Source organism: Methylacidiphilum sp. Yel (assembly GCF_004421185.1).
Taxonomy (GTDB): domain Bacteria; phylum Verrucomicrobiota; class Verrucomicrobiia; order Methylacidiphilales; family Methylacidiphilaceae; genus Methylacidiphilum.
Genome location: NZ_LXQB01000024.1, coordinates 13625 through 28513 on the forward strand (window position 1 = coordinate 13625; position 14889 = coordinate 28513).

The following is a 14889-nucleotide window of genomic DNA, read 5'->3' on the forward strand; positions in this document are numbered from 1 at the left end:
GTTGTTTATGTCGTCAGAAAAAGACTGGCTAGTATGGGGCAGAAGGAGAAAAATAGCTAGGGAGTACATTGTTGCTTAGGCTTGTAGTGTTGAAAAACTCTAACTAATCCTTTAATGGGTGAGGAGAAGAAGCTCTCGATCTTATTCAGTGGAGACTTTGTAGTTAGGAGGAAAAAAGAGAAGCTTCGAATGGAGAGAAATGAGGCTTTTGTGTTAGAAGGGACTTTTGGATATTGTCAAAAGATACTTGGCCTGGTAAATCGAAACCTATTTCCAAAGAAAGGCGAGGAGGAAAGAGGGATGACTGCTTTCTTCTCATCGAAACTTCTCATTCCTGTTTTGATTCTTTCCTTAAGAGCAATCATGGGTGAGTAAAAAAACATTGGAACATAGAATAAAGAAGCATACTATGCTTGAGGATTATACACAGAGAGAGGAGGAAGTCCCAAGAAAAGAGAAAAAAACGGTTATTATCGAGGTGGAAGCTGATCCAGAAAAAAGTCCTCGCTTTGCTGAAGCATTGAGAGTAGCTGCTGGATTAAGTATGCATCCTTTTCTTTCAGTTAGCCTGGTTTTAAAAGATGATGTGTTAAAAAAGTTGAATAGTGGAGATTTTTCGTTATGGATGGATTCTGAAATTATTGAAAGGGCATGGGAGGAGTTAAAAGAAAATGAATGTCCCATTCTCTCTCAAAGACCGCCAAAAGAGAATATCGATTGTTTAATCCAATTTGATGGATGATAAAGCTATGGAAATCGAAGCTTATATTGCAAATCAGCAAGGGATCGTCGAGTCGGCTTTAAGAAAATATGTTATGGACAAATCGAAGAAGCCTAGAATCCTTCATGAAGCTATAGACTATAGTTTGTTTTCTGGGGGCAAGCGGCTTCGGCCAATTCTTTGCTTAGCTGGGGCTCATACTGTTTGTATGGCAACTGATTGTGCTTTGCCTATGGCATGTGCTGTGGAATGCATTCATACTTATTCTTTAATTCATGATGATCTTCCCAGCATGGATAATGATGATTTTAGACGGGGCAAACCTTCCCTCCATAAAATATATGGAGAAGCTATGGCTATTCTTACTGGGGATGCCTTGCTAGCTCTTGCCTTTGAGATTGCCAGCTTATGCTCTCCGTTAGGATCTAACTATCCATTGTCCACGATGATTTGGGAGCTAGCGAGGGCTGCAGGCAGTCGTGCCTTAGTGGCTGGTCAAGTTGCTGACTTAGAATCCGAAGGCAAGGACATCGGTTTGACCCAACTTCGTTATATTCATTGTCGGAAAACAGCAGCGCTCATCACAGTGGCATTGAGATTGGGGGCAATGAGTGCTAACGCCGATGAAAAAACCTTAAGGCTAATAACAAAATATGGAAGATCGCTTGGATTGGCTTTCCAGATCATCGACGATATTTTAGATGTCACTCAAACCACTGAGGTTTTGGGCAAGAGTGCTGGAAAAGATCAAAGAGCCAAAAAAGCTACTTACCCAAGAATTATGGGACTTGAGTATTCAAAAAAAGCAGCAGCCTACTATACCCAGAAATCTCTCTCTTATGCCTCAGCTCTTGGAGAAAACGGGAGGCTCCTATCGGAGTTAGCTAATTATTTGCTAGCAAGAAAAAGGTAAACAAAGAGTCGTTTCTTGCTTTTGATTTCTTTCTGTTTGGTAGCACCCCATCAAAAAAACGATCTTGTATGTGAGATGAATTCTACATATACATAGGAGCAATGAGTGCAACCCCTTCTTATTTTTTCCTTAAAAGGATTTTCATTGTGCTTTTTTTTGTTGGAGCTGTAATTTCATTTTCAGGCCAAAGCTTCCTATTTGGCCAGGATGATTTTTTCGCTGCAAAACCTTTTCACGAATCAGATTCTGAAAAAATCGTTACGACTCCATCAGGCCTCAAATATATCGATTATACTGTTGGATCGGGCAATCCCGTAGCTCCCGGAAAAAGAGTTACTCTGAACTATGTGGGAAAGCTAGAAGATGGCAAGATTTTTGATAGCTCTCTTTCCAGGGGCAAACCGTTTAGCTTTGTTCTTGGCGTGAGTCGAATGATTAAAGGCTGGGAAGAAGGGGTTTCCACAATGAAAGAGAGAGGAAAAAGGCGATTGATTATACCTCCAGATTTAGGGTATGGGATTGAAGGAGTAGAAGATGTCATTCCTCCAAATGCCACTTTGATTTTTGATATAGAAGTACTGAAAGTAGAATAAGTTTTTTTCTTTGGCACATAGCTCTAGGCGGAGAGAGAAGCTTTCTAGTATTACGAAGAAAAAAACGCACTCAAAAGCCTCTATTTTGTCATAAGAAAATAAGTGGGATCTTTATAGAATGTACAAGCCCCTTTTCTTATAGGAGAGGCCTAGGTAGGTTGAAGGAACTTCTCAGTAGAAGTGGGCTAGAGGTAGCTCAGCCAAGAGTGTCATTTTTGAAAAATTATGTAAAATAGGAAGAAAGACAATGAAGCATCCACAACAAAGCTGGAGCTTGATTATTGAAGGGCCATTTCTAGGGGAATTCAATATGGCCCTTGACGAAGCCTATCTGGATTTTGTTTCTACCCCACTGTTGCGGATATACCAGTTTTTAGAACCAATGCTATCGATTGGCTATTTTCAAAAATGGAAAGAAGTTTCCCCGGATACAAAATTTGTCCGCCGTTATACTGGCGGAGGCGCTGTCCAACATGGAAAAGATTGTGTCTATGCTTTGGTTGTTCCTAAAGATCATTTTTTCTGTAAGGTTGCTGCCACAGATACCTATTTTTCTATACATAAGGCTATTGGGGTGGGAATGAGTAAGTTAGGAGTAGAAACCACCCTTTATGGCGGAGAAAAGAAACAGGAAGGAGCTTTTTGTTTTCAGAAACCAGTTAAACATGATTTGATGTGGGGACAGGAGAAAATTGCAGGGGCGGCGCAAAGAAGAAATCGCAAGGGATTGCTTCATCAAGGAAGTATTCAGCTCCCTACAGGCATTTACTTTGATGACATGCTTAGAGGGATTGTCAGAGGCTTTGAAGAGACTTTTGGCATTCATTTTCAGCAAGATAAAATCTCTGAATCGGTGTGGTCTTTGGCGAAAGAACTCGAAATAAAAAAGTATAAAACCAAAGAATGGAATTATATGCGTTAAAACGGTTCAGTTAGAGAAATTTCTCAATGGGACTCCAAGGCATGCTAAAGGCCTCGGCTACGGCTCTACAGGTTAGTTCGCCTCTTATCGTGTTGATAGCTGTTTTAATCGCTGGATCATACTTGATAGCCATCAATCCATGATTGGCTAAAAGGTTGATCCAATAGAATGTGGCGTTTGTTAAAGCATAGGTTGCTGTTCTAGGGACAGCTGCTGGAATATTAGCTACAGCATAATGGATGATTCCAGATTTTATAAAAGTTGGATTGTCATGGGTCGTAGGTTGATCAATGGTTTCAATACAGCCTCCCTGATCGATCGAAATATCCATGACCACACTACCTGGTCGCATTTTTTCAATCATCTCTTTGCTAATCACTTTGGGAGATTTCCCGCCAGGCTTTAACACCGCGCCAATCAAAAGATCAAACGAACTGATCCTTTCTTCGATGGTGTAAGGGTTTGCCATAATAGTTTTAATCTTTCCTCCAAAGAGGTCATCTAATAAACGTAATTTTTTAAGACAAATATCAAAAACTGTAAGATCAGCGCCAAGACCCAAGGCCATTTTCAAGGCATTTGTGCCAACTGTTCCCCCTCCTACAATAGCGACTCGTGCTGGCTCAACCCCCGGTAACCCGCCCAAAAGAATGCCCCTACCTCCATGGTTTCTTTCCAGAATCCGAGCAGCATGTTGTATTGCCACTCTTCCTGCAATTTCACTCATTGGAATAAGAAGTGGTAAAGTGCCATCTGGCAGCTTAAGGGTTTCATAAGCGATGGCCGTAACCTCTTTTTCTAGTAAGGCATCAGTGAGCCGACGGTTAGCAGCGAGATGTAAAAAGGTAAAAAGAATCATGTTTTTTCTGAAAAAACGATATTCAGTTTCTAGGGGCTCCTTGACTTTAACCACCAGATCGCTACCCCACGCCTCCTCTGCCGATACCAGCAAAGCCCCCGCTTTAAGGTATTCTTCATTTGTAAAACCACTCTCCCTGCCTGCATCCAACTCCACTAAAACCGTATGACCAGATTCCACCAGGCTTCTTACGCAGGCTGGGCTAAGAGAGACTCTATTTTCCCCTTCTTTGATTTCTTTTGGAATTCCAATACGCATACTTCCAATAATGGATAAATGAATAAATATAGTTGCGCTAATTGTCTCTACTGTAAAGGCAACAAAAGATTATTCTTTTCTAATAGATTATTGTAACTTATTAAATGCTAAGAAGTGTTAGCGCATGGACTAAATAACATTTTTTCAACAACAATGCTTATGCTCTGGAAATGGCTATGATTGGAATAGTTGTTGGTACAAATCGAGTAGGCAGTAAAAGTCGGCTTGTAGCTGCTCAACTAGCAAGGATTTATTCAAAACTTGAACAAAAAGTTAGCATCATTGATTTAGGATTGATGCCTAAAGAAGCATGGTCAGGGACGTCTTTTAAAAAAACTCCTCAATCAATCCTCCCAATGATAAACCAAACAATAGACTCTCAAGGACTTGTCTTCGTTTTTCCTGAATATAACGGCAGTATCCCTGGTCCTTTAAAGCAATACATTGACTTGCTGCCTCGCCAAGAGGCTCTTGAAAAAAAGCCTGTATGTCTGGTTGGGGTAACTCGTGGAAATTTTGGTACTATGAGAGCATCAATGCATTTAGAATCTATATTGTTCTATAGAAGAGCGTTGATTTTCCCTTTTTCGCTGTATCTGCCAAAGATTGACGAACTTTTTAATAACAAAAGTTTTATTGAAGAGCCAAATGTCCAAAGAAAAATGATGGAGCAATCAAAGAATTTTCTAGAATTCATGCAAAGGAACCAAATTCATGCAAAGGAACCCTAATGAGTATCCTTCTTAGCTTTATTCCCTTCCATTTTTTCTGCCTAGAAAAATCCAACTCTCTACGCGATTGAAATTCGCATGCTACATTAGTCAACTACTCCGTCCTAAAGAACGGAGCTTGCATCCAGGCTCCACCGCAGCTTGCGCGTATCTCAAAAGGCGTGCGACTTTGGCTTCATCGCCCGATGCTTCAAGGACGGCTGACAATCGCCCCGTCCTCATCCAGTCTTGCTAGATGAAAAGCGTTCGCATGCTGATGTTTCTGGCAGCCACTAAATCGGCCTGGAGCGTATACCCACAATGGGCGCATACAAACAGCAGTCCCTTATTGGGCTGATTCTCCCGTCCAACATGCTCGCAAACCGGCCGCCTCTGGCTTGAGGAATCCGCAGCCACCCAAACCGGCACTCCGAACGGCAGCCGGATTTTGTAAGCCGTCTTGGCTTGCCCCTCCGCAAAACCCCAAGTGCTCTCCTTGCGGCGTTTGACGGAAACCTTCTCCAACTGTCTCCGCTTGGTTCGATAACGGATAGCCTTTAGCCCCTCCATGCCTACCATCGCGTGTGGCTCTGCAAGTGCCCTTCGCTTGCAGCGCACTTCGTCTACTGGCGGCACGCTTGGCCAGATTCCTTCGATGTCCACCAGGATAAAAACGACATTTGCCTCTGGTATTGAATTCCACCGCGATGTTCCAGCGGTTCATGTCCACCCCCTTGACCGTGGTGATGGGGCTTGCGGGTTCCGGTCCAAAGCCTTTTCGACGGACACCAGCAGCTACCATGCCCTGGATGCAGGGTCCTGCCAGAGCAGGGCCCCGCCCAGTGTGATGCCATGCTCCCTGGGCCCGCGCCATCCACTCCAGATGCCGGTTCCATCCTTCGTATCGGCACCGGATGCCTCCGCCCAAAGTCCCTATGCTGACCGTTTGTTCCTTGCCCAAGGACCAGTCCTGGCGATGGTTCAAAGTCACGGTCATGGCAGTGAATCTGTATGCCTTGTCAAGACCCTTATAGCGCCGGGCCGATCTAGCCTTTCGCTTTATGGGCCGCGCCCGCTTTGGCGCGTTCCCAGAGGGTTTTTTAGGCCGCAGCCACTTGTCTGGGCACGTTGCATGTCATTTGAGCTGGCAGCCCGAACCTCTTGCGCAAATCCTGGGACACCAGCCTTTGCAGTTTCTTGCCTTGCGATATCTTCCCGCCCACAAAAGCGACAGTGGATGTGTGATTCAGGGCGTTACGGTAAGCCAACGCCGTGCACCGCACCGCCTCCTCCTGCTCTTTAGTGAGCAGGAGCTTCAGTTTGCACCTCAGCGATTGGGTGGCTTGCAATTCATTCATGTTTACGAGTATTATGTTTCAGTTGTAAAGCATCGCCGCTGCGCGGCGGCGCTATCCCTCTGCCGCCTTGAAAGGCGGGGACTCCCGCGCAAATTTGTTGAAGCTTTTCAGTAGGTTTAGAACTTACCAAAGTGAGTAAGTAGAGGAGGTTTTAGCTCCTGCTTTTCAAGCAAAAGGCTAAGGAAGCTAAATTGGAAAGCGACGCTGTTTTTTGCTTGCAGATAGATTAGCTAGCAAACAGTTGCCCTGCTGTAGGACCCAGATGAGGTTGGCTTGAGAAGGGCTTTGTCACACTTTCCATCCTGCCCTATTCTAATAGTTCCTATCTGATTAGGGCATTCTTACAGCGATGGCATTGGTGGGTTGGAGCCTGTTAGCTCGATCAAGCTAGAAGAAAAGCTAAGGCTTTAAAGAAAAAAGGATTTATCTCATTGGTGTCGTTGTCTTTGGACGGAGAGCCAAAGAGTTGGCTTGTGGCTTTAGGAAGATTGGTTTAGGAGTAAACAAATGAGTCGTTTGAGAAAGATGGAAATTCCAATTTGATATTTGACGGATTTTTAAAAAATGATAATTCTATAAATAGATACTTTAAAAGGGTGAGCATCTTCGATATTCATAAAGATAGGAAAATTTATTTTTTTTCATGATTTGTTGGAGAAACTTGCTTTATAAAAAACTAGTTTCAAATTTGAATTTTCTAAGTTTCTTTCCACTTTTCTTCTTTCAATTCTGGCCTGCTTCGTTTCCCTTTTCTTTTTCTCTGTGGCGACATTCTCTATTCTACGCGTTTTGCAACATTGTTTTTTTACAATCCGTTTCATTTTTCTTAAAACCCTAAAAACATGAATCATTCAGAGATTATTTCCTTTGAAAACGGTCGATTTGTTCATGAACTTTTTGCCAATGAAATTAAAAATGTTCGTCTTTTGGAGGAACGTTTTGGAGTCAAGGTAACTACAAGGGATGGCTGGCTACGGATTGATGGGGCACCTGACAATGTACGAAAAACCAGGAAAGTTATTGATCAATTGCAGGATGCCCGAGATCAAGGTTTGAAAATTGGGAAAAAAGATTTTCATAATGCTATGGAATTTGTTGAGAAAGATAACGGTGTTGCGCTCAGTGATTTGCAAAAATCCAAATTAGAAACTTCGACGAAAAAACCTCCGGTTATACCGAGAACCTTAAATCAAAAAAAATACATTGAGGCTATTAAAGAACATGAACTTGTTTTTGGATTGGGACCTGCTGGGACAGGCAAAACCTTCTTGGCAGTGGCCGCTGCATTAGCAGCTTTCAGGGATGAAGAGATCAAAAAAATTATATTAACCCGCCCTGCAGTAGAAGCTGGAGAAGAGCTTGGGTTTCTTCCTGGGGAACTAGAAGAAAAAATATTTCCTTATTTGCGCCCCTTATATGATGCTCTAGAAGAGATGCTTGATCCAGAGGAACTAAGGAAAATGCTTGAAAAAGGAATCATAGAATTAGCGCCACTGGCCTTTATGCGTGGCAGGACATTGAGTGGCAGTTTTATCATTCTGGATGAAGCTCAAAATACAACGGCCGAACAGATGCTCATGTTTTTAACGCGTTTGGGGCAGAGGTCTCGCTGTGTTATTACGGGGGATCCGACACAAGTCGATCTTCCAAAGCATAGGAGTTCTGGCTTGTTTGAGGCAATAAGCGCTTTAAAATCAGTTTCAGGAATCAGTTTTTGTGAGTTCGACGAAAAGGATGTTGTCAGGCATAAACTTGTCAGGGATATTGTAGAAGCCTATAGGATCCATAGGTCGAACTGTAAGGAAACTAAATGAAACCGTTATTTGAGCAGCTGATTGCTAGGTTTAAAGGAAATCGACCAGAGAGGAAAAGAAAAATTTTTGTAATCCCAAAATGGGAAAATCGTCTTGAAACAAACGAGCCGATCCGCATTGCGATTTTTCTTTTTTTTATCTTCTTTTGCATCGTCTTAGGCCTTTTTGCTACTGGTCATGTGACCTATTCGCTAGTTTTCCTTTCTTTGATCCTGACAAGTTGTACCGCAATGGTATTAAATTTAAGTCTCCCAAAGATATTCTATAGTAATTCGAAGCTGCTGCTTGTCTTTGCCGTTATTGCCATTAATTTGTTAATTGCCAAATCCGTCTATGTCTGGTCCATTCATCAGCCAGGCTTGGAGTCGAGGGCCATCTATTTTTATGTTTCCACTGCTGTAGCTCCTCTGTTAGTGACAGCCTTGATAAATGTTCATGCGGGAGTGATTGTTGTAGTGCTTTCCAGTGTCTTTATTTCTCTGCTTGTCAATCCGAGTATTCCTCTTTTAGCTAGTAACCTTTTATCTGGCATTGTGGGGGTCTATTTTATACAGAGGATTTGTCAACGAAGGGATATTTTGAAAGCAGGGATTGCTGTGGGACTGACGAGTCTTGTTTGTGCTGTTGGCTTTGGAATTATTAATGGGGGGGATACTGATGTGCTGATTCAACAAGCCTTTTTGAGCATCGGGATAGGCCTTTTTACTGCTGTATTGGTCAATACCCTTTTACCAGTTCTGGAAGAGATTTTCCAACTGAATACCGATTTTACATGGCTGGAATTGTCAGATTTGAATCATCCATTACTGCGCAGGCTAGCAACAGAGGCACCTGGGACTTATCATCATAGTTTAATGGTTGCCAATATTGCTGAAGCGGCTGCTAATGCTATTGGAGAAAACGGGAGTCTTTGTAGAGTAATGGCTTATTTTCATGATATTGGTAAGGTAGTAAACCCCCAATATTTTGTAGAAAACCAGGGTGCTGATAATCCGCACACCCGACTGACGCCTTCCATGAGTGCTCTTATTATTATTTCCCATATTAAGGATGGAGTAGATCTTGCTTTAGAACATCATTTGAGAAGACCTATTATTGATGCCATCCAACAGCATCATGGAACATCTTTGGTTTATTATTTCTATAGAAAAGCCTTGCAGAATATAGAGGATTGTAAGATGGGGGTCAAGCTTCTGAACATGGGCGAGGAAGATATTCCGGAGCTAGATGAATCACGGTTTAGATATCCTGGTCCTAAGCCACAAACAAAAGAAATAGGGATATTGATGCTAGCGGATTCTATTGAAAGTGCTTCTCGGTGCTTAGAAAAGCCAAGCCTTAAGGACATTGAACAGTTAGTTGAAGATATCGTCTCCCAAAAACTCCAAGATCATCAGCTTGACGAATGCCCGCTGAGTATGAAAGAAATTACTGAAATCAAACATAGCTTTATTTTTTCATTAAAAACGATATTACATACGCGCATTCATTATCCAAAAGGTCCGAAAAACGTTGAAAAATCAACTGGTAGTGATTCAGAATCTTCAGAAAGAAGTGCCCTTGCCCTTGCCAAGGCTAAGGAAGGGATGGAAATTGGCACTGGGTTTAATGCCTAAGGAAATAAATTTTCCACAAAAGCTTTACTTTGTCCTTTTACCTTCAAAAGAAATGGGTGAGGTGCATGCCCGCTTTTTTAATGATCCTACGCCTACTGATGTCATTAGTTTTGATTATGGCGAAATTTTAATTTGTCCATTCATTGCAGAGAAGGAAGCCAATGCGAGGGCTATTCCTGTAGTAAAAGAAGTTTTGCTCTATGGCATTCATGGGATGTTACATCTTTGTGGATTAGATGATCAGACGGAGGAGGATCGACAGAAAATGGAGCGGATGCAATCAAGCATTCTTGAATCTGTATGGATAAAATTAAATGCAGCTTGATCCATGGAAAAAGAATCAAACCACATTCTATCCACAACAGGTATCGCTTTTAGAAAATATCCTTACTCAGAAAGTAGTTCGATCCTCTATTGGATTAGTAGTGTAGGATGCATTAAAACACTAGCTAAAGGCGCTCGAAAGACAGGGAAGGCTTCTTTTGCTCCCATTGATCTTTTTTATGAGTGTGAACTGACTTTCTATGTTCCGAAAAAAAGCGATCTCTATTTATTAAAAGAATATCAGATTATAGATCCCATGCTAGGGTTAAGAAAAGATTGGACGACTTTTCTTTGTTCCACTTATTTTATCGAACTGGTGGTTCAGACCGCAGAGGAACGAACGCCTATACCAGAATGTTACGCGCTTGTTCAAAAGGCCTTGGCCTTTATTCAAAAAAAGCCTATTTCTTTAAAAATCATAGAGCGTTATGAGGAGAGGCTTTTAAGTATTCATGGATTAGAGGGTGGGAAAATAGAACAACTCATAGGCCAGGCTCCAGGGGGAGGGAAAAAATTATGGGAAACAAGGAAAAGGCTTGTTGATTCTTTGGGCTTGTAAAGAAAGCTACTACTTCATTGTTGGGGTATCCGAGAATCATCCTTGACTAGATCGATCCTCCTCTTGATCCATGCTTTCTTTTGGACTGGACTGATCATCAGCATAGATTGCTTTATTGGCAGCAATCAGCCGGCATCGAAGATAATCTATTTTTCCAAGCGGTGTTTTTGGAAGGGATTCTAAGAAAATAACTTGTTTTGGGATCCAAAGCCTTGAAAAACCCTGGGCAAGAAGATATTTTCTAATTTGCCAATTATGGACCTGCTTGTTAATCAGTAAGGCCAGTGTTTCACCTTTTTTGAGGTCAGGAATCCCAACGATTGCTATTTCAATCTCTTCTCCATGGGTTTGCGACAAACTTTTTCTTAAGGCTTCTTCAATGGTACCATGAGGGACCATTTCTCCACCAATCTTAGAAAATCGACTGGCACGGTCTTCAATAAAAATAAACCCTTCGTTATCCAATGACCCTATATCGGCGCTTAAATACCAACCTTCTTGAAAGGAAGCAGCCGTACGCAATGGATCATCTAAATAACCATTAAAAATATTAGCACCTTTAAAGCTTAATATTCCTCTGGCTGAAAGTGGTAATTCCTTTCGTGTTTCTTGGTCAAATATCCGAATAGACATTCCAGCCGAAAGCTGACCAACGCTTCCGGGTTTGTTTCGTTTGGTGTTAGCTATGGAACCAGGGGGCTGGAAAGGATCAACCACATTGGAACTAATTACAGGAGCGGCTTCTGTCGTTCCATATCCTTCGCAAACAGGAATTCCAAATTTCGACTCAAAATCAGCTGCAAGCTGCCTTTGAAGTTTTTCTGATCCCACAATAACAATTTTAAGACTCCGAAGTTTCTCTGGAGGAACTTTTTTAAGGTACTGCCGTAAGAAGGTAGGCGTGGTAATAAGAAGATCAATTTGGTGCTGTTCAATGAGGTTTGCTAATTTGTCTATTTCCAGGGGATTAACGTAAGTAACTGTCTGAGGACCACCTAATATCGGCCACCAGAGACAGGTCGTTGAACCAAAGCTATGAAAAATAGGAAGGGCACCAAGTAATTTTTTAATCGGAATAGTCGAAAGAATGGTTTTAATCTGTGCAATATTAGCCAAGATATTTTTATGGGATAAGGGAACTCCTTTGGGTTCTCCAAAAGAGCCGCTTGTAAAAAGTAAAATTGCTTCTCTATTTCCTCCTACTTTGGGAACACCCCAAAGAGTGGCAAGCGCTTTCGCGGACAAGTGGTCTGCCAAGAAAATATGAAAGAAAAGAGAAAGCTTTGAAAAGGATTGAAGAAGGCTTTCTATTTCAATGGTCCTTTGAGGCCAAGGGAAGTCCTGAAGTTTCTCTTTGATCATTTTGGCTGTGAACACCGTTTTAACCTTGGACTTTTCGATCGAAACGAGATTCATTGCTGATCCAACTGTTAAATTGAAATTTACAGGAATTTTTCCAGCAAAAACGATCCCTAAATTGACGATGACTGCCCCCACTCCGATCGGCAAAAGGACACCTACTCGTTGTTCATGGATATTTTTAGAAATCCAACTTGCGACTTTTAAAGCTATTCCTAAAAGGAGCTTTCCTGTAAGCGTTTTTTGGCTATAACCATCGATGAATATAGGGAGGTTTTTTCTCTCTTTAAGATAATAAACAGCTTGCCAACCAATGCTTTCTTCCAGTTCAGAATGCATAGACAAAGCTTGAGCGCAAAGATCATAGAAACTTTTTCTTAGCCAATCCCATCCTGTATCATTTGGAGACTTTGGAGAGCCAACAAGGATCCGACGCGCAACTGGTTTTGAATCCGAATAAGTTAAAAAATGCTTCCAGAAAGAATCGATCCAGACTGGAATACGCATGGATTGTGTTGCTTCAATAATGTCCAAAACAAACTGTGGAAAGACTGAAACAGTTCCTTGCGGCTCCTCTGTCAATCGAAGGATTATAGCGATCAGTTCCCCCGATTCGATTTTATCTTTTAACCATTGAACAGCCTCTTCTTTATTGATTTTCCCTAAGCATAGATACCCTCTTTCAAGCAGCTGTTTGCAATCTTGTATCTCTATTTCCCCCACAGCGATGACAAGCTTTCGAGGAGCGTTTTTTTCAAGATACTCAATGTCTTCTAAAGTTGCAGCGTAGATTAAAAGTAGCGCCCCTTGAGACGATGGAATCCATTCCCTACCAATCCAGTCCATTACATTGTTCCTCAAAAGCTAAAGGTCTTTAGGAGAAATAACCTTATTTTAGCTCTAGAGAAAATTCAAATGGAAAATGGGTTCAATAAATTTCCACAGGAGAGCGTTTTCCATCCTCTGGTGCTCTAAGTTTTGCTCTTTCTTTTCCAAGGACTTTTTCCCTAAGCGAATATATCTCTGAGTCGATGTTTTGAAACTCACTCAGAGAAAAGGCAAGGGGTGGAGCCAGCCGCTTGCGGAAATTTTCGATTCTCTGCCAGGCAGCTTCCTTTATAGTTTCAGGCAATGAGCTCAAAATAGAAGCGGCTTCTCTAATTAATGAAAAACGATGGCAAAGTAAGAGAATATCTACTCCAGATTTGAGGGAGAGTTCCAGCGTGTCCTTTAAGGAGTAATGATGAATGATGGCTCCCATGTCGATGTCGTCGGATATGAGGAGTTTGGTAAAATTCCATTCATTTCTTAAAACATCCTGAATGGTTCGAAAAGAAAGAGAAGCGGGCAGTCCCTCTGGATCTAGATTCAAGTTGCGAATGTGAGCAATCATGAAACTATCACACAAATTTTGAAGGTTTTTAAAAGGAAGCCATTCATAATCCTCGAGTTCTTTTTTTGTTTTAAAAACTTGAGGCAGTTCAAGGTGCGGATCGCATTGCGCGAAACTATAGCCAGGGAAATGTTTGCCACAGCACAGTATTCCCTGGGAATGCATGCCTTCAATAAAGGCCTTGGCAAAGGAACAAACACTTAGTGGATCCGAAGCAAACGTTCTTCCTTTCAATGAATTGTGTTCCTGTTCAGCAGTTTCGAAATCCAACACAGGGGCTAGGTTATAATTAAGACCGAAAAGCCTTAATAATTTTCCTGTAAGTTCTCCATGTGTCCTAAGGAGGGCTATATCCCCCTTTTCCCCAAGATCTTTAGCACTAGGAGGTTCACTACCGAATACTTTCAACCGAGAGACCCTACCCCCTTCTTGATCAATGGTTAAAATGGGCTCATGGTTGAGTAGGGATCGTAAAGTGTCGACTAGATTTCTGAAAGCAACTGGATTTTCAAGGTTCCGAGAAAAAAAAATGAATCCCGCAGGCTGAACGTCTCGAATCGTCTCCCTCTGCTCTTGGGTAAGTTTTGTACCAGGCAATCCTACAATCAGGAATCTTCCTCCATCACTCAGTGTAGGCGTTGTAGAAAAATATCCGCTCATAGAAAAAAAACCTATTTCTTATTCCTTTTACCGCTTAGCATCGAAGAAAAAAAGCTATTTTTCTCTCAGTGACTCAAGCGAACCAGCACGGTAGTTTTAAGATTCCATTGATCAGACTCCGCCAATCGATTCTCTGCTTGAGGTAGCCTTCTCAAGAGAACTCAATGATTGAAGGCTAGAATTTCCTTGACAGCTTTTTCTCTGAGTTTACTGTGAAAAACGAAGGATAGAGGCTCTAACTCTAAGCTCCTAGGCCTCCTCTGCCATACGCAACTGAGAAATGCTCTGATGTGTTGTTACTTTTCTACCGTTGTATTTCATACTAATCAATTTCATGTTGCTTTTTCTTAGGAAAAAATAGATGGTAAAATGGATTATTTTTAATGAACTGAGGGTCTCTTTCTTGGATTGCTGTGAATAAACAGCTAAAAGCTTATTTTTCTGGTTTTGTTCAAGGAGTTGGTTTTAGAGCAACGGCTAAAAGAATTGCCCAACGTTATCCCCTTGGAGGGCTAGTCCGCAACTTGAAAGATGGAAGAGTAGAATTGATTGTGGAAGGAGAAGAACAAACAATCAAGGAATTCATTCGAGAATTAACGCATTCCTATCTGCAATCATACATCTCTCATATGGATTTTCTTTGGGGAGAGCCTGAAGGTAAATATAATCATTTTTATATTGCTCATTGATATGCTATCTATAAAGGAAAAACGGCATAAGGAAGGACTACCTTTTACAGAAAAGAGGGTTTGAGCCCCCTATTAAGAAAGTTAAGCTTCTTAGGCTTACTTTTTTCGTCTGGTTAGTTTTTCTTTACCATCCATCGCCGT

General features: G+C 41.7%; 16 protein-coding genes. 11 read left to right on the plus strand and 5 right to left on the minus strand.

The genetic code is table 11. The features are described from left to right. Positions 1 to 189 precede the first annotated feature (189 nt). The 5 genes from A7Q09_RS04625 (at position 190) to A7Q09_RS04645 (ending at position 3149) form a co-directional block, all read left to right on the plus strand. Positions 190 to 375 (plus strand): hypothetical protein, encoded by a 186-nt coding sequence (locus tag A7Q09_RS04625; RefSeq protein ID WP_134390128.1) that lies wholly within the window; start codon positions 190 to 192, stop codon positions 373 to 375. Further along, on the plus strand, positions 368 to 742 hold the full coding sequence (locus A7Q09_RS04630; RefSeq protein WP_134390129.1) for a hypothetical protein: 375 nt from the start codon (positions 368 to 370) through the stop codon (positions 740 to 742). The genes A7Q09_RS04625 and A7Q09_RS04630 overlap by 8 nt, the downstream gene beginning before the upstream one ends. A 7-nt stretch (positions 743 to 749) precedes the next feature. Then, positions 750 to 1634 (plus strand): polyprenyl synthetase family protein, encoded by an 885-nt coding sequence (locus tag A7Q09_RS04635; RefSeq protein ID WP_244228523.1) that lies wholly within the window; start codon positions 750 to 752, stop codon positions 1632 to 1634. Between the two features lie 101 nt (positions 1635 to 1735). Continuing rightward, positions 1736 to 2227: an FKBP-type peptidyl-prolyl cis-trans isomerase gene (locus A7Q09_RS04640; RefSeq protein ID WP_166791922.1), complete on the plus strand. Its 492-nt coding sequence runs from the start codon at positions 1736 to 1738 to the stop codon at positions 2225 to 2227. Between the two features lie 247 nt (positions 2228 to 2474). After that, on the plus strand, positions 2475 to 3149 hold the full coding sequence (locus A7Q09_RS04645; RefSeq protein ID WP_134390131.1) for a biotin/lipoate A/B protein ligase family protein: 675 nt from the start codon (positions 2475 to 2477) through the stop codon (positions 3147 to 3149). 10 nt (positions 3150 to 3159) lie between these two features. Here the strand turns inward: A7Q09_RS04645 and ald are convergent, their stop codons facing one another. Next, positions 3160 to 4266, minus strand: a complete 1107-nt coding sequence (gene ald, locus A7Q09_RS04650) for an alanine dehydrogenase (protein WP_134390132.1) — start codon at positions 4264 to 4266, stop codon at positions 3160 to 3162. Between the two features lie 176 nt (positions 4267 to 4442). On the opposite strand from ald, the gene A7Q09_RS04655 reads away from it, so the two are divergent. Then, complete coding sequence (locus A7Q09_RS04655) at positions 4443 to 4997, plus strand: NADPH-dependent FMN reductase (RefSeq protein WP_134390133.1); 555 nt, start codon at positions 4443 to 4445, stop codon at positions 4995 to 4997. 231 nt (positions 4998 to 5228) lie between these two features. On the opposite strand, the gene A7Q09_RS11445 is transcribed toward A7Q09_RS04655, so the two are convergent. After that, entirely contained in the window at positions 5229 to 5405 is a 177-nt protein-coding gene (locus tag A7Q09_RS11445) for a zinc ribbon domain-containing protein (RefSeq protein ID WP_394346615.1), read from the minus strand. Beyond that, positions 5323 to 5973 (minus strand): hypothetical protein, encoded by a 651-nt coding sequence (locus A7Q09_RS10940; protein ID WP_244228524.1) that lies wholly within the window; start codon positions 5971 to 5973, stop codon positions 5323 to 5325. The genes A7Q09_RS11445 and A7Q09_RS10940 overlap by 83 nt, the downstream gene beginning before the upstream one ends. 1203 nt (positions 5974 to 7176) lie before the next feature. Between A7Q09_RS10940 and A7Q09_RS04665 the strand changes: the two genes are divergently transcribed. From A7Q09_RS04665 to A7Q09_RS04680, 4 genes are read left to right on the plus strand one after another with little or no spacing between them, the layout of a single operon-like run. Continuing rightward, positions 7177 to 8148, plus strand: coding sequence for a PhoH family protein (locus tag A7Q09_RS04665; protein WP_134390135.1), 972 nt, complete (start codon positions 7177 to 7179; stop codon positions 8146 to 8148). Further along, the gene (locus A7Q09_RS04670) at positions 8145 to 9764 is read left to right on the plus strand and encodes an HD family phosphohydrolase (RefSeq protein ID WP_134390136.1); all 1620 of its coding nucleotides are present in this window, start codon (positions 8145 to 8147) and stop codon (positions 9762 to 9764) included. Before A7Q09_RS04665 ends, A7Q09_RS04670 begins: the two co-directional genes overlap by 4 nt. Next, positions 9742 to 10089: an rRNA maturation RNase YbeY gene (gene ybeY / locus A7Q09_RS04675; protein ID WP_244228525.1), complete on the plus strand. Its 348-nt coding sequence runs from the start codon at positions 9742 to 9744 to the stop codon at positions 10087 to 10089. Before A7Q09_RS04670 ends, ybeY begins: the two co-directional genes overlap by 23 nt. Before the next feature lie 3 nt (positions 10090 to 10092). Continuing rightward, complete coding sequence (locus tag A7Q09_RS04680; RefSeq protein WP_134390138.1) at positions 10093 to 10647, plus strand: DNA repair protein RecO; 555 nt, start codon at positions 10093 to 10095, stop codon at positions 10645 to 10647. A 36-nt stretch (positions 10648 to 10683) separates the two neighbouring features. On the opposite strand, the gene A7Q09_RS04685 is transcribed toward A7Q09_RS04680, so the two are convergent. Both A7Q09_RS04685 and A7Q09_RS04690 read right to left on the minus strand, forming a co-directional pair. After that, the gene (locus A7Q09_RS04685) at positions 10684 to 12852 is read right to left on the minus strand and encodes an AMP-binding protein (protein ID WP_134390143.1); all 2169 of its coding nucleotides are present in this window, start codon (positions 12850 to 12852) and stop codon (positions 10684 to 10686) included. An 82-nt stretch (positions 12853 to 12934) separates the two neighbouring features. Next, positions 12935 to 14059, minus strand: a complete 1125-nt coding sequence (locus A7Q09_RS04690) for a glycoside hydrolase family 3 N-terminal domain-containing protein (RefSeq protein WP_134390139.1) — start codon at positions 14057 to 14059, stop codon at positions 12935 to 12937. A 413-nt stretch (positions 14060 to 14472) separates the two neighbouring features. On the opposite strand from A7Q09_RS04690, the gene A7Q09_RS04695 reads away from it, so the two are divergent. Continuing rightward, the gene (locus A7Q09_RS04695) at positions 14473 to 14748 is read left to right on the plus strand and encodes an acylphosphatase (protein WP_134390140.1); all 276 of its coding nucleotides are present in this window, start codon (positions 14473 to 14475) and stop codon (positions 14746 to 14748) included. Positions 14749 to 14889: the final 141 nt, after the last annotated feature.

Bases quoted from the DNA above. Each gene is read 5' to 3' on its own strand.
- A7Q09_RS04625 (WP_134390128.1), top strand. From the start codon at position 190: ATGGAGAGAAATGAGGCTTTTGTGTTAGAAGGGACTTTTGGATATTGT.
- A7Q09_RS04635 (WP_244228523.1), top strand. From the start codon at position 750: ATGGAAATCGAAGCTTATATTGCAAATCAGCAAGGGATCGTCGAGTCG.
- A7Q09_RS04640 (WP_166791922.1), top strand. From the start codon at position 1,736: ATGAGTGCAACCCCTTCTTATTTTTTCCTTAAAAGGATTTTCATTGTG.
- A7Q09_RS04645 (WP_134390131.1), top strand. From the start codon at position 2,475: ATGAAGCATCCACAACAAAGCTGGAGCTTGATTATTGAAGGGCCATTT.
- ald (WP_134390132.1), bottom strand. From the start codon at position 4,266: ATGCGTATTGGAATTCCAAAAGAAATCAAAGAAGGGGAAAATAGAGTC.
- A7Q09_RS04655 (WP_134390133.1), top strand. From the start codon at position 4,443: ATGATTGGAATAGTTGTTGGTACAAATCGAGTAGGCAGTAAAAGTCGG.
- A7Q09_RS10940 (WP_244228524.1), bottom strand. From the start codon at position 5,973: ATGACCGTGACTTTGAACCATCGCCAGGACTGGTCCTTGGGCAAGGAA.
- A7Q09_RS04665 (WP_134390135.1), top strand. From the start codon at position 7,177: ATGAATCATTCAGAGATTATTTCCTTTGAAAACGGTCGATTTGTTCAT.
- A7Q09_RS04670 (WP_134390136.1), top strand. From the start codon at position 8,145: ATGAAACCGTTATTTGAGCAGCTGATTGCTAGGTTTAAAGGAAATCGA.
- A7Q09_RS04680 (WP_134390138.1), top strand. From the start codon at position 10,093: ATGGAAAAAGAATCAAACCACATTCTATCCACAACAGGTATCGCTTTT.
- A7Q09_RS04685 (WP_134390143.1), bottom strand. From the start codon at position 12,852: ATGGACTGGATTGGTAGGGAATGGATTCCATCGTCTCAAGGGGCGCTA.
- A7Q09_RS04690 (WP_134390139.1), bottom strand. From the start codon at position 14,059: ATGAGCGGATATTTTTCTACAACGCCTACACTGAGTGATGGAGGAAGA.